12 protein-coding genes and 1 pseudogene are annotated in these 14,191 nt (G+C 58.0%); 5 read left to right on the forward strand and 8 right to left on the reverse strand.

What is annotated here, in order from left to right; all coding sequences use genetic code 11:
* The 6 genes and pseudogenes from JWR17_RS03155 to JWR17_RS03180 all read right to left on the reverse strand — a co-directional run.
* Positions 1–293, reverse strand: a pseudogene (locus tag JWR17_RS03155) (electron transfer flavoprotein subunit beta); the annotation flags it as partial.
* A complete protein-coding gene (locus JWR17_RS03160; RefSeq protein WP_299828221.1) occupies positions 283–1,503 on the reverse strand; it encodes an electron transfer flavoprotein subunit alpha/FixB family protein in 1,221 nt (406 codons plus the stop codon). The gene JWR17_RS03160 and the pseudogene JWR17_RS03155, both read right to left, overlap by 11 nt.
* Positions 1,503–3,476, reverse strand: a complete 1,974-nt coding sequence (dgcB, locus tag JWR17_RS03165) for a dimethylglycine demethylation protein DgcB (RefSeq protein WP_299828223.1) — start codon at positions 3,474–3,476, stop codon at positions 1,503–1,505. The genes JWR17_RS03160 and dgcB overlap by 1 nt, the downstream gene beginning before the upstream one ends.
* Before the next feature lie 171 nt (positions 3,477–3,647).
* Positions 3,648–5,708 (reverse strand): dimethylglycine demethylation protein DgcA, encoded by a 2,061-nt coding sequence (dgcA, locus tag JWR17_RS03170; RefSeq protein WP_299828225.1) that lies wholly within the window; start codon positions 5,706–5,708, stop codon positions 3,648–3,650.
* Between the two features lie 15 nt (positions 5,709–5,723).
* On the reverse strand, positions 5,724–6,254 hold the full coding sequence (locus tag JWR17_RS03175) for a 4-vinyl reductase (protein WP_299828227.1): 531 nt from the start codon (positions 6,252–6,254) through the stop codon (positions 5,724–5,726).
* Between the two features lie 82 nt (positions 6,255–6,336).
* A complete protein-coding gene (locus JWR17_RS03180) occupies positions 6,337–7,314 on the reverse strand; it encodes a dipeptidase (RefSeq protein WP_299828228.1) in 978 nt (325 codons plus the stop codon).
* Between the two features lie 239 nt (positions 7,315–7,553).
* Here JWR17_RS03180 and JWR17_RS03185 point away from each other — a divergent pair, with 239 nt between their 5' ends.
* Positions 7,554–7,946: a lysozyme inhibitor LprI family protein gene (locus JWR17_RS03185; RefSeq protein WP_299828230.1), complete on the forward strand. Its 393-nt coding sequence runs from the start codon at positions 7,554–7,556 to the stop codon at positions 7,944–7,946.
* Positions 7,947–8,228: 282 nt separating this feature from the next.
* Here the strand turns inward: JWR17_RS03185 and JWR17_RS03190 are convergent, their stop codons facing one another.
* Both JWR17_RS03190 and JWR17_RS03195 read right to left on the reverse strand, forming a co-directional pair.
* Positions 8,229–9,407 (reverse strand): hypothetical protein, encoded by a 1,179-nt coding sequence (locus tag JWR17_RS03190; protein ID WP_299828232.1) that lies wholly within the window; start codon positions 9,405–9,407, stop codon positions 8,229–8,231.
* Between the two features lie 88 nt (positions 9,408–9,495).
* Complete coding sequence (locus tag JWR17_RS03195; RefSeq protein ID WP_299828234.1) at positions 9,496–10,440, reverse strand: GlxA family transcriptional regulator; 945 nt, start codon at positions 10,438–10,440, stop codon at positions 9,496–9,498.
* A 203-nt stretch (positions 10,441–10,643) separates the two neighbouring features.
* Between JWR17_RS03195 and choX the strand changes: the two genes are divergently transcribed.
* The 4 genes from choX (at position 10,644) to JWR17_RS03215 (ending at position 14,181) form a co-directional block, all read left to right on the forward strand.
* The gene (gene choX / locus JWR17_RS03200) at positions 10,644–11,591 is read left to right on the forward strand and encodes a choline ABC transporter substrate-binding protein (RefSeq protein ID WP_299828236.1); all 948 of its coding nucleotides are present in this window, start codon (positions 10,644–10,646) and stop codon (positions 11,589–11,591) included.
* A 101-nt stretch (positions 11,592–11,692) separates the two neighbouring features.
* Positions 11,693–12,580 (forward strand): 3-keto-5-aminohexanoate cleavage protein, encoded by an 888-nt coding sequence (locus tag JWR17_RS03205; RefSeq protein ID WP_299828238.1) that lies wholly within the window; start codon positions 11,693–11,695, stop codon positions 12,578–12,580.
* Between the two features lie 115 nt (positions 12,581–12,695).
* A complete protein-coding gene (locus tag JWR17_RS03210) occupies positions 12,696–13,661 on the forward strand; it encodes an L-carnitine dehydrogenase (protein WP_299828240.1) in 966 nt (321 codons plus the stop codon).
* A gap of 49 nt (positions 13,662–13,710) precedes the next feature.
* Positions 13,711–14,181, forward strand: coding sequence for a thioesterase family protein (locus JWR17_RS03215; RefSeq protein ID WP_299828242.1), 471 nt, complete (start codon positions 13,711–13,713; stop codon positions 14,179–14,181).
* Positions 14,182–14,191: the final 10 nt, after the last annotated feature.

The following is a 14,191-nucleotide window of genomic DNA, read 5'->3' on the forward strand; positions in this document are numbered from 1 at the left end:
TAATCAACCAACGCTGGCAATGCATCGGCGCCTTCGGGCTGCTCCAGTACATGCAACTCATCCAGACCCATGCCGAGATAGGCCCGTAGCGCAGGCTCCTGGACATTGCCGGCATGCAGCACGTGCAAGTTATCCCCGGCCAATTGCAAGCCCAGCTCAACCGCGCGGGCATCTTGCTCGGCACGGCGCGGACGGCCAGAAGTGGGGTGGGCTCCAATGGAAACCAGGCTAACCACATGGATTGCATTGTTATCCACCGGCGCCTTTGAACTAAGAAGCGAATTAAGCGGCATCGCGTTTCCCCTCGTTGCGGTAGGTCTCAATCGCAGCGATCAACGCCTTAAGAATGTCTGCGCTCTCACCGATCACCGACAAATCGGCGCGTTTGATCATGTCGCAACCTGGATCAAGGTTGATCGCCACGACCTTGTCGCAGGCGCCGATGCCTTGAAGGTGCTGAATCGCCCCGGAAATACCCACCGCAACGTATACCCGCGCAGTGACCCATGTGCCGCTGGCGCCGACCTGACGATCACGGGCCATGTAGCCATCGTCCACCGCCACACGGGAGGCGCCTTCGGTAGCGCCCAAGGCCACAGCCGTACGGTGGAACAAGTCCCAATCCTTTACGCCATTGCCGCCCGAGAAAATGAACTCGGCTTCGGCCATGGGAATCGCTGCCGGGTCGACGGCCACTGCGCCGAGGTCCTCGATACGCGGCAAGCTACGCGCCACGGCTGTGGATAACTCCACGGGCAAGGCTTCGTGACGGGTTTCGCTAACCGGCTCTGCACATTCGACGGCGGCCAGGATCAATCGCGCCAATGGACCGGCCAGGTCTTCACGACCCGCACCGGCACGGCCGATGCATTGGTCAGCCGTGACTTGCCACACCCGTGTTGCCGGCCGTTCGCCCAGGCTGGCGGCGAAACGCCGACCCAGTTCGCCACCACCGGTGCGGCTATCAGGCAGCAACCAATGGCGGGGGCTGAATTGGTTATCCACAGCCCGCAGTCCCTGAACTCGTTGCTCTGGTGAATAACCGCTGAATTCGCCGCCGTCCAATACCAACAGTCGGTCAACGCCCGCTGTAGCGAAGGTCGTTTCTTTGTGTTCGCCAAAGATAACGGCCAGGACCGCGCCGTCTGTGCCGGCCAAACTGTGGGCAAGGCCCAGCAAGTCACGGTCATGGGCACTCAAGCGGCCGCCAACCATGTCCGGGGCTACACAAATGTAGAACGCCGGTTGCGCAATCTGATGCAGCGGCAATTGCACTTCAGCAGCGGAAGAGCGTTTAACCGCCCCGCCCTGTTGCGCGCCGCTGCGGTCAATACGTTTGATGCCGTTGGGGCCGATAAAGCCGACGTTGTGCACGTCTTTACGGACAATGCCGTTGGGCCCCATCCAGCTGGTCTGTGCCGGTTGCATGGCCGCATGCAGCGGGTGCAGGCGGTTACGGGCAATCCATTCAGCGCGAGGGTCACGGCGAATAATGTCGCTCATCAGTGCACCTCCGCGAGTTTGGGCTTGGTCGAACCGTGTTTGAGCGGCAAAGGCTTGCTGGCGGCAACGCCTTCCAGCAATGCGTCCGCCACCAGTTCGGCAATGTCTTTGATCAGCGGCCGAGGTTCGACTACGCCCTCGAGCATCGCTGTGCATTGTGGGCAACCCACCGCGACCAACTCAGCGCCGGTTTCGCGGATGTCGTCCATGCGCATGTCCGGAATACGTTGCTTGCCGGGGATGTCGGTAATCGGCGCGCCGCCACCGCCGCCGCAGCAGCGTGAACGGAAACCAGAGCGTTGCATCTCTTTGATCTCAATCCCCAGCGCGCGCAGTACCTCGCGCGGCGCCTCGTATTCGCCGTTATAACGACCGAGGTAGCACGGATCGTGGTAGGTCACGCTGGTGCCTTTGTGCTGGCCCAGATTCAATGCGCCCGCTTCGATCAGCTCTGCCATATAAGTGCTGTGGTGCTGCACTTGATAATTGCCATCGAACGCGCCGTATTCATTTTTCAGCACATGGAAACTGTGGGGATCGCAGGTGACGATGCGTTTGAAATCGTATTTAGCTAACGTCTGAATGTTGCGTTTGGCCAGCATCTGGAAGGTAGCTTCATCGCCCAAACGCCGTGCCACGTCGCCGCTGTCGCGCTCTTCCAGGCCCAGCACGGCGAAATCGACATTGGCGGCTTTCAGCACCTTGACGAAGGCGCGCAGCGTGCGCTGGTTACGCATATCGAACGCGCCGTCACCTACCCAGAACAACACGTCGGCAGTCCGGCCTTGACTGGAGAGGTCGCTGAACAGAGCGAGGTTCAAGTCGGCCGCCCAGTTCATCCGGCCGCCCGGCGCAAATCCACCCGGGTTGTCGGTGGCGATCAGGTTGTCGAGGACTTCAGCGCCTTTGTTCGGCGTCGCGCCTTTTTCCAAAGTGAGAAAACGGCGCATGTCGACGATGGCGTCAACGTGTTCAATCATCATCGGGCATTCTTCGACGCAGGCACGGCAAGTGGTGCATGACCATAACGTATCGGCATCGACCAGGCCGTTGACGATTGGCTGATGGGCGTTACCGCCGTGTTCGCCGATTTTTTTCCCTGGATACGGACTGCCTGCAAAATTGGCATCGGTGCCGCCCGCCAAACCAACGACCATGTCTTGAATCAGCTTTTTCGGGTTCAGCGGTTGGCCAGCGGCAAACGCCGGGCACGCGACTTCGCATTTACCGCACTGCACGCAGGCGTCGAAACCCAGCAGTTGGTTCCAAGTGAAATCCTTGGGTTTTTCTACGCCCAACGGCGCACTGCTGTCACTTAGGTCCAACGGTTTCAAACCGGTAGAACGACCGCCGCCGAAACGCTCGGAACGACGGTGCCAGGCCAGATGAAACGCGCCAGCGAAGGCATGCTTCATCGGCCCGCCCCAGGTCATGCCGAAGAACATTTCCGATACGCCCCAGGCCACGCCCAGGCTCAATAACGCCACCAGAACCCAACCGCCGAAATCTTCAGGCAAAATCCCGGCAATCGGCAACGTCACGAGAAAGAAGCTGACGGAAAACGCCATCAGGCTTTTAGGCAAGCGCATCCACGGACCTTTCGACAGCCGCGCCGGTGGGTTGCGCCGACGCAGCGCCATGAAGATCGCGCCGACGAACATGATCGCCGTGGCCAGCAGCAAAGCGTAGCCAAGGATACGGTTATGCAGGCCCAAGCCATGGACCAGAATTGCCAGCAACGCCGCCAGCGCAAAGCCGCCGGCCGTTGCGACGTGAGTATTGGCGATGTATTTATCCCGGGCGACCACGTGGTGCAAGTCCACCATGTAGCGCTTGGGCATTGCCAGCAAGCCACCAAGCAGGTCGACCTTGGACGCCCGGCCCTGACGCCACAGCATCATCCGCCGCAACGCGCCCAACACGGCCAAAGCCAGGGCGACGAACAACAGGATGGGAAGAAGGGTGTTCAACATGTGGAGCTCCCATCAAAAACCGGGTGGGTCTGAATTCACGCTTTTAAAACCGGACTCGGTCATCTGTAAGAGCGCGCTAGAGCGCGGAGCGGCCACAAAAATCACTTATCCAATGAAATTCGAAGGCCGTTCCGGCCTTATCGCGGGCAAGCGCGCTCCCACAGGGTTCCCTTAAAAGTCTTTACACAACCGCAATGCGTCATAAATGGCCGCATGGATGTTGCGCTGGGCCACGCAGTCGCCGATGCGGAACAGCAAGTAGCCGTCGCCCGGTTCGCTAAGGCAAGGTTGCGGTTGAATGGCGAATAGCGCTTCGATGTCGATTTGGCCTTTGTTGCGCGAGGCCTCTTTCAACTCGTAGTACATCCATTCATCAGCACGCACGCCGTTCTCGATCACCACCTGATCAACCACGCGTTCTTCTTTGGCACCGGTGTATTCGTTTTCCAGCACAGCAACCAGTTTGTCGCCTTCGCGGTAGACCTTCTCAAGCATCAGGTCGCCGGTCATGATCACTTCTTTGGGATACATGCTGCGGTAGTACGTCGGGAACGACGTGCCGCCGATGGCCACGCCCGGCTTGATATCGTCGGTGACGATTTCAACCTGGCTGCCTTTGTCAGCCATGAAGTCGGCAACCGACATCCCGGTGAATTCGCAGATGGTGTCGTAGACCAGCACGTTCTTGCCCGGCGCCACGGTGCCGTCAAGCACGTCCCAACTGCTGACAACCAAGCCTTCAGCCGCGCCCCAATGTTCGTTCTGCTCCAGGAACGGATGACCGCCGTTGGCCAGCACCACTACGTCTGGACGCAGGTCGAGAATGGTGGCTGGATCAGCCGCCGTGCCCAAACGCACATCAACCTTCAACCGCGCCAGTTCCAGCTGGAACCAACGGGTAATACCGGCAATTTGATCGCGCTGCGGCGCTTTCGATGCGGTGGTGATTTGCCCGCCGAGGGTGTCTTTCTTCTCGAACAAGGTCACGTCATGCCCACGTTCAGCACACACCCGAGCAGCTTCCAGGCCTGCAGGGCCTGCACCAACGACGACTACCTTGCGTTTCACGCCGGTGCTTTTTTCGATGATGTGCGGCACGCCCATGTATTCACGGGAAGTCGCAGCGTTCTGGATGCACAACACATCCAGACCCTGGTATTGACGGTCGATGCAGTAGTTAGCGCCGACGCATTGTTTGATCTGGTCGATCTGGCCCATTTTGATCTTGGCAATCAGGTGCGGGTCAGCAATGTGCGCGCGGGTCATGCCGACCATGTCGACGTAGCCGCCTTCCAGAATCCGTGTGGCCTGGTTCGGGTCTTTGATGTTCTGTGCGTGCAGCACCGGCACCTTGACCACTTCCTTGATCCCGGCTGCCAAGTGCAGGAACGGCTCAGGCGGGTAGCTCATGTTCGGGATAACGTTGGCCAGGGTGTTGTGGGTATCACAACCCGAACCGACGACGCCGAGGAAGTCGATCAACCCGGTGGCGTCGTAGTACTTGGCAATCTCCTTCATGTCCTCATGGCTCAAGCCATCAGGGTGAAATTCGTCGCCGCAGATGCGCAGGCCGACGCAGAAGTCAGGACCGACTTCCTTGCGCACTGCCTTGATTACTTCCATGCCGAAACGCATGCGGTTTTCGAAACTGCCGCCCCACTCATCGGTACGCTTGTTAACCCGTGGGCTCCAGAACTGGTCGATCATGTGTTGGTGCACGGCAGACAGCTCAACGCCGTCCAAACCACCGGCCTTGGCGCGGCCCGCAGCGCTGGCGTAGTTGCCGATCACCCGCCAGATTTCTTCTGGCTCGATGGTTTTGCAGGTCGCGCGGTGCACCGGTTCACGGATGCCCGACGGCGACAACAGCGTCGGCCAATGGTCGCCGTCCCAGCGGGAGCGGCGGCCCATGTGGGTGATCTGAATCATGATCTTGGCGCCATGCTTGTGCATGGCGTCGGCCAGGTTCTGGAAGTGCGGAATGATCTTGTCAGTCGCCAGGTTGACCGATTTCCACCAGCCTTGCGGACTGTCGATGGCCACGCTGGACGAACCGCCACAAATCGCCAGGCCAATGCCGCCCTTGGCTTTTTCTTCGTAGTACTTTACATAACGGTCAGTGGTCATGCCGCCGTCGGTGGCGTACACCTCGGCGTGGGCAGTACTGAGTACGCGGTTGCGGATGGTCAATTTGCCGATTTGGATGGGTTGGAACATTGCTTCGAAAGCCATGACAGAAACCTCGACTTACAACGGCTTGACGATGAACAGGCCGTCGTCATGGCCTTCTTCCGAACCGCCATACACCTGCTCGGCGACTGTGCGAATCGGGCTGCCTGCGGCTTCAAGAATCTGGTCCATGGCACCTGCGAACCAGCCGGTGAACATGTAATCAACCTTACGTCCGACTTTGCCGTACACGTAGACGAACGCCGAATGTTCCAGGCGAACGCTGGCGGTGCCTTTTTCCAAGTCGATAGCTTCGATCTTGAACAAGCCCCAACCGCGTTGCGACAGACGTTTCATGTAGTGTTCAAATACTGCAACACCGCTCAGGCCGTGGCATTCAGCTTCTTTTTCGCACCAGTGCCAAGCCGATTTGTAGCCCGCTTTGTACAGAATTTCGGCGTAGGCGTCGGCGCCCAAAACGTCTTCGATGCCCATGTGGTTGTTAACAAAAAAGTGACGTGGCACGTACAGCATCGGCAATGCATCAGAAGTCCAGACACCGGTTTCGCTGTCGACTTCGATAGGCAATTGCGGGGCGATTTTAGCCATGGGGTAAAACTCCAGAAATATGGTGACGCCCTCTGCGCAAATGGCAGAGGGGTATTCAATTATTTTGAGGCTGCCGGGGGTGTTACTCGCCCCAGACGTCGGCCAGAACATTGACCCAGTTTTCGCCCATGATCTTGCGCACGACGCGCTCGGGATGGCCGCGCTTGAGCAAGGTCTCGGTCAGGTTCGGGAATTCGCCCACGGTACGGATACCCAGTGGGTTGATGATTTTTCCGAAGCTAGTCAGACGGCGGGCATAGCCCTTGTCGTGGGTCAGGTACTCGAAGAAGTCCTGGCCGTGGCCCTGGGTGAAGTCGGTGCCGATACCGATGGAGTCTTCGCCGACAAGGTTCATCACGTATTCGATGGCTTCGGCGTAATCGTCGATGGTGGACTCAATGCCCTTGGCCAGGAACGGCGCGAACATGGTCACGCCAACGAAACCGCCGTGATCGGCAATGAACTTCAGCTCTTCATCGGACTTGTTGCGTGGATGTTCTTTCAACCCGGACGGCAGGCAGTGAGAGTAGCAGACCGGTTTTTTCGATTCGAGGATGACTTCCTCGGAGGTTTTCGAACCCACATGAGACAGGTCGCACATGACGCCGACGCGGTTCATTTCGGCAACGATCTCGCGACCGAAGCCCGACAGGCCGCCGTCACGCTCGTAGCAGCCGGTGCCGACCAGGTTTTGCGTGTTGTAGCACATCTGCACGATACCGACGCCGAGCTGCTTGAAAATCTCGACGTAGCCAATCTGGTCTTCATAAGCGTGGGCGTTCTGGAAACCGAAGAGGATGCCGGTCTTGCCTTGTTCTTTGGCCTTGCGGATATCCGCCGTGGTCCGTACGGGGATCACCAGATCGCTGTTTTCACGCATCAGCTTCTGGCTGGTGCAGATGCTATTGATGGTCGCCTGGAAACCTTCCCACACCGACACGGTGCAGTTGGCCATGGTCAGGCCACCTTTGCGCATGTCTTCGAACAGCTCACGGTTCCACTTGGCAATGATCAGCCCGTCAATAACGATACTGTCGGCGTGCAATTCGGCTGGGCTCATCAGGCGGTCCCCTATAGTGATTCATGCGCCGAATCATGTGCCGGCGCTTTGGGGCCAGCATATGCCTGAGGGTTGAGCGAGCCGGGTGCAAAAACGACAAGGGGTTTGCCGAAACCGTCAAGAAGCGACAAAGGGTCTGTACCGCTGGCCCGGATAGACCGCTTGCGCTCTGTTCTTTGCTTGGCTACTGGGCCAAAATCGCCGACGAATGTTGTTAACAACGGACGAGGATGTCGTAAATGAGGTCAATGTTATTGGTTCTGGCAGTGCTGGCCACCGGCGCGCAAGCCGAAGAAGGTACCCCGTGCGACAAGGTGGAAACCACCCAGCAAGGCTTCGAATGCTCCGCGTTCAACAGAACCACTGCTGATCGGGAGATGAACACAGCCTATAAAGACCTGATTGATCGCATCAGTACACAGTACGCGGCGCATCCGCCGCAACTCAGCGACTATTTGGCAAAAATCAAAAATGCCCAGGACATTTGGGTAAAACTGCGCGACGCCGATTGCGCGGTACAGACCTTCCTTAATGAAAAAGGCAGCCAAGCCTTCCAGATAGCCCAAAACGACTGTTTTGCGCAGAACAGCGATGAACGGTCGGAGTATTTGCAGTCTATCGGGATTGAGTGACGCCATTACTGCGGGAGTGGCCGCCACGTCTTCGACGCCGCGCTGTCGCGCAGCAAACAGAGAACCGGTAGGAGCTGCCGAAGGCTGCGATAGGCTGGGGTCGCGGGCGACCGGCACCCCTTCAGCGGTATCACGAGGGCGATCGGTTCCCGGTCGAATCGCAGCCTCCGGCAGCTCAAGAGCGGGCTTGCTCGCGATCCCGCAAAGACTTCCACATAACCCGTGGGACCGAATGCATTCGGGAAGCAGGCGGCGCGGTGCACCGGCAACATCAATGCGGTGCTAAGCAGACCTGCTCGCCCGGTGTTCAAGCCACTCCGCCATGGACTTGTCTTCGAGCGCATAGGTCCCTCGGCTGGACTTCCAGACCAGCTCCTTTTCACGCAACGCATCTATGCAGGCTTGAATGGTCTGGGTGCCGGGTACCGTGTCGCTTCCCATCACTTCCAACCGCTTTCTCACTGCCAATACGGTCGCTTCTGTAAAAGCAGAGAAAGGCTCATTGCTCCGCGAACGTTGCGCCATGACGTCTAACACCGCTCGCTGGGCTAGCGTCAAATCGTTATAAGAGCTTTCAAAGTCATTCCAGACTCCGGCTCGGATCACTTCCGAGCTATCGCGCAATAATTCACCCAAATTGCTTGCCTCTCCCAGCTCCAGCGCGACATCGCCGATGATGCTCCTAAGCATTTCGGGCCGACGACCGACCAGTTCGAACGCACGATCAATATCCTCTGCTTCGAACTGATTCATTTGCGCCAAGTGAGCGTTCAAATGGAGTGTGTAAGCTCTGGTGAACTCTTTTCCCAGCAATGGAAACGGCGTGATACTGGAACCATAAAAAGGCTGGGTTCGGCTGAGTACCAGATGCGCCAACTTGTCCCGGTTCGAGCCGGTGAATACCAGCTTTAATCCGCCCGCTGCAGTGTCTCTGCCCTGATTAAGCTCATCCCGCGCAGCCTTGAGTGCGAACATTGCATTGATGCCTGAGTCGGTAGTCAAGGCATGTTGGGCTTCATCAATGACCAGCACGATCATTTTGCTCGAAACGCTCTGGAGAAGTTCGAGCGCTTGGGTCAGCGTTGCGCCCTCGGGCAATTGTGGCTTGCTGAAATCCCATGAAAGGGTACGCAAAAAGTTGAGCTTTTCGATGCCCATTGACTTGGCCAGCTTGCGAATACCCTTCTCATGGGGTACCAAAGCACCGGCTATCGCAGCAGTGATTAATTCGGCGGGATCTTTTTGCTTGTTGGCCCATAAATCGACGTAGATAGCTAGCCACCCGCGCGCCTCACAGGCCGGAATAAGGTCCTCACGAAGAAAAGTGCTTTTACCCGTACGACGTGGAGCCGCAAGGAATAGACCTGAGGTGTAGTCCTGAAGGCCCGCCCCTACCAAACCCTCAGCGACAGTGGCGGCCAAGGCAGGACGACGAAACACAAAGCCGGTGGACTTGACCATGATTTACACTCAATTATCTTGTCTACTATAAATTATAGTGAAGATTATAATCCGGTATAAACCGATGTCAATCCAAACGTGATGCGCGCTAAACCTTCAACCGCAGCCGATCTTCCCTCGGGCATTTCACAAACCGTCCTTTATAGCTGCGGGTAAAGTACGACGGTGACTCAAAGCCGCAGGCGATGCTGATTTCCAGGACGCTCATGTCGGTTTGACGCAGCAACTGCCGGGCTTTTTCCAGGCGCAGGCCGAGATAGAAATTGCTGGGTGTGTCGTTCAAGTACAGTCGGAACAGCCGCTCTAGCTGACGACGGGTGACTTGAATGCCTTCGGCCAACTGCAAGGTACTGAGCGGCGGTTCGGTGTGTTGCTCCATTTCACCGATGACCTGCACCAGCTTTTTATTGTTGATGCCGAAGCGCGTGGCGATTTGCATGCGTTGGTGGTCTTTGCGCGGGCGGATACGCCCCAGCACGAATTGCTCGGACACTTTTATCGCCAGCTCCGGCCCGTGGGCCTGGCCGATGAGGTCGAGCATCATGTCAATGGACGCCGTGCCGCCGGCAGAAGTGATACGACGCCGGTCGATTTCGAACAGCTCCTGAGTCACCACCATGTTTGGGTATGACTCTTTGAATGCGTCCAGTGCCTCCCAATGCAACGTGAGGCGATGCCCCTCGAGCAGCCCCGCTTGAGCCAGCACAAAACTGCCGGTGTCGATGGCGCCCAAGGTCACGCCGTCGTGGTCGAGCCGACGCAGCCAATGTTCCAGCGCGGGGGTGCAAAACTGCAGCGGTTCAAAACCTGCGACGACCCATAGCGTCGAACCCTTCTTCAGCGGCTCCAACGCGGCATCGGCGTTGACCGACATGCCGTTGCTGGCAATCACTGCCCCGCCATCCATGCTCAGCACATGCCAACGGTATAACTCGCCGCCGAAACGGTTAGCCACACGCAGCGGTTCGACGGCCGAGACAAAGCCCATGATCGAGAATCCGGGCATGAGTAAAAAATAGTAATCCTGGGACATCGGGGCGCACTCATCGGGGTAGCGTAAATACCACATACGCCCCTTGTATCAGGACGGCAAGAGGACAGGTCGCTGCTGTGCAAGAGCTGGTCGCCGCTGTGCGTTTTTACCGGGCTGCGGCTGCGTAATGTGGCCTCACTGCGCACAAAGACGCCGGCCCCTATCGCTGTCCCCATAAAAAGAATCTGCCGAGGAAAACCACCATGAAACGACTGATCACCACTTGTTTGCTGGCACTCACCAGCAGCACCTTCATAGCCGGCAGTGTACTCGCAGCGGACGCACCCGAATGCCAGAACGTGCGTCTTGGCGTCGTTAACTGGACCGACGTCATGGCCACCAGCGCCATGACTCAGGTGTTACTCGATGGCCTGGGCTACAAAACCAAGCAGACTAGCGCCTCACAACAAATTATTTTCGCCGGCATCCGTGATCAGCGCCTGGACATGTTTCTCGGCTACTGGGACCCGCTGATGACCCAGACCATCAGCCCGTTTGTGAAAGCCAATCAGGTTCGCATATTGCCTGATCCGAGCCTCAAAGACGCCCGGGCGACTCTGGCAGTACCGACTTACCTGGCTGACAAAGGCCTGAAAACCTTCGGCGACATCGCCAAGTTCAAGAAAGAGCTGGGCGGCAAAATCTACGGTATCGAACCTGGCTCAGGCGCCAATACCCAGATCAAAGACATGATCGCCAAAAACCAGTTCGGTCTTGGCGATTTCCAACTGGTTGAATCAGGCGAAGCCGGAATGCTGTCGGCAGTCACTCGCGCCGTAAACCGCAACGAAGCCATCGTGTTCTTCGGTTGGGCACCACACCCAATGAACGTCAATCAGAAGATGACCTACCTCACCGGCAGTGAAAACGCCCTCGGCCCGAACGAAGGCGAAGCCAAAGTCTGGACCGTTACCGCACCGGACTACGCCCAGCGCTGCCCGAACGTCGACAAGCTGCTCACCAACCTGACATTCACCGCCGACGACGAGAGCCGGATGATGCAACCGCTGCTGGATCACAAAGATGCAACGGCGTCAGCCAAGCAGTGGCTTAAGGATCACCCGCAGGATCTGCAGCGCTGGCTCGCCGGGGTGAAGACCTTTGACGGCAAAGACGCCGCCGCCAACCTGCAACTCACCACCAATCCTTGATTTGATCTGAGCGACCCAACGTTCCGCAGCCGATTCCTGGCTGCGGTGCGGGCTACTACGCCTCTCAGAAAATATTTTAACCAGCCTGTAAGGAATCTGAAATGAACCATGACGTCATCATCACCTGCGCACTCACCGGTGCTGGCGACACGACCGGGAGAAGCCACCTTGTCCCGATCACTCCGAAACAAATCGCTGCCGCTGCGGTTGAAGCCGCCAAGGCTGGCGCGACCGTGGTTCATTGCCATGTTCGCGACCCCGAAACCGGTAAATTCAGCCGTGACGTAGCGCTGTACCGCGAAGTGATGGAGCGTATTCGCGAAGCTGACATCGACATTATCGTCAACCTGACAGCGGGCATGGGCGGCGACCTGGAGATCGGCGCTGGCGAAAAGCCAATGGAGTTTGGCCCTAACACAGACTTGATCGGCCCTCTGGCCCGTCTGGCGCACGTTGAAGCGCTGCTGCCAGAAATTTGCACGCTGGATTGCGGCACCCTGAATTTCGGCGACGGCGACACTATTTACGTGTCCACTCCAGCCCAACTGCGCGCTGGCGCCAAACGCATTCAAGAGCTGGGCGTGAAAGCCGAGCTGGAAATTTTCGACACCGGTCACCTGTGGTTCGCCAAACAAATGATCAAGGAAGGCTTGCTCGACGACCCTCTCTTCCAGCTGTGCCTGGGAATTCCATGGGGCGCACCGGCCGACACCACCACCATGAAAGCCATGGTCGACAACTTGCCGGAAAATGCTGTGTGGGCTGGCTTCGGGATTGGCCGCATGCAAATGCCCATGGCGGCGCAAGCGGTATTGCTCGGCGGCAACGTGCGGGTCGGCCTGGAAGACAACATCTGGCTGGATCGCGGTGTGCTGGCGAGCAATGGCGCACTGGTCGAACGTGCCTCTGAAATCCTCAGCCGCCTCGGCGCCCGGGTCATGACCCCAGCGGAGGGCCGCATCAAAATGGGCCTGACCAAGCGCGGCTGATGCAATTCCCTGTAGGAGCCAACCTGTTGGCGAGGCGGTCTGTCAGGCACACCGCATAAGCCTTCTCGCCAACAAGTTGGCTCCTACAGATCCTTATCTTCTTCAGGAACTCACGATGACTTTCATCACTGACATCAAAACTTTCGCCGCCCTCGGCAGTGGCGTTATCGGCAGCGGCTGGGTATCACGTGCGCTGGCTCATGGCCTGGACGTTGTGGCGTGGGACCCGGCGCCAGGCGCAGAAGCGGCGCTGCGTAAACGCGTGGCCAATGCCTGGCCCGCTTTGACACAAAACGGCCTGGCCGAAGGCGCGTCGCAAGATCGCCTGCGCTTCGTTGCGACCATCGAAGAATGCGTGCGCGATGCCGATTTCATTCAAGAAAGCGCGCCTGAACGCCTGGACCTGAAGCTTGAGCTGCATGCGAAAATCAGTGCGGCGGCCAAGCCTGACGCGCTGATTGGCTCCAGCACTTCCGGCCTGTTGCCTAGCGATTTTTACGAAGGCGCAACTCACCCGGAGCGCTGCGTCGTCGGTCACCCGTTCAACCCGGTTTACTTGCTGCCACTGGTTGAAGTCGTCGGTGGCAAAAACACCGCCCCTGAAGCCGTGCAAGCCGCGATTACTGTTTATAAATCGTTGGGCATGCGTCCGCTGCATGTGCGCAAGGAAGTGCCCGGCTTTATCGCCGACCGTTTGCTTGAAGCGTTGTGGCGAGAAGCGCTGCACTTGGTCAACGACGGCGTCGCTACCACCGGGGAAATCGATGATGCGATCCGCTTCGGGGCTGGTCTACGCTGGTCCTTCATGGGCACCTTCCTGACTTACACCCTGGCGGGTGGCGATGCGGGCATGCGTCACTTCATGGCCCAATTTGGCCCGGCATTGAAACTGCCGTGGACCTACCTGCCAGCGCCGGAGCTGACCGACAAGCTGATCGACGATGTGGTGGACGGCACCACTGAACAACTGGGCGATCACAGCATCGCCGCACTGGAACGCTATCGCGACGACTGCCTGATGGCCGTGCTTGAAGCCGTTAAGGTGACCAAAGCCAAACACGGAATGGCGTTTAGCGATTGATGCCGTTCTAAGGAAACCCGAACGCTCCCAGACTCAATATGAGACACCCATGCCAGCACTCACCACTTACAAAACCCCAATCCTCGCCGATTGGGTTGATTACAACGGGCATCTGCGAGATGCGTTTTATCTGTTGATTTTCAGCTATGCCACCGACGCGTTCATGGACCGCTTGGGTTTGGACAGCAGTAATCGCGAAGCCAGCGGCAATTCGTTGTTCACCCTTGAGTGCCATCTCAATTACCTGCACGAAGTGAAGCTGGGTGAAGAGGTCGAAGTCCGTACGCAAATCGTCGGTCATGACCGCAAACGCGTGCATCTCTACCACAGCCTGTACAAACCCGGCAGTGATGACGCCTTGGCAGCCAACGAGCAAATGTTATTACACGTCGACTTGGCGGGCCCCCGCTCGGCGCCTTTCAGCGAGACGGTGCTTAATACCTTGCTGGCCCTGGCCGAAGATCAGAAGGACCTGCCGAAACCGGTATGGATTGGCCGCGTGATCGCCCTTCCCGCCTGAGCCACACACA

It is taken from the genome of Pseudomonas sp. (assembly GCF_028293835.1).
GTDB lineage: Bacteria > Pseudomonadota > Gammaproteobacteria > Pseudomonadales > Pseudomonadaceae > Aquipseudomonas.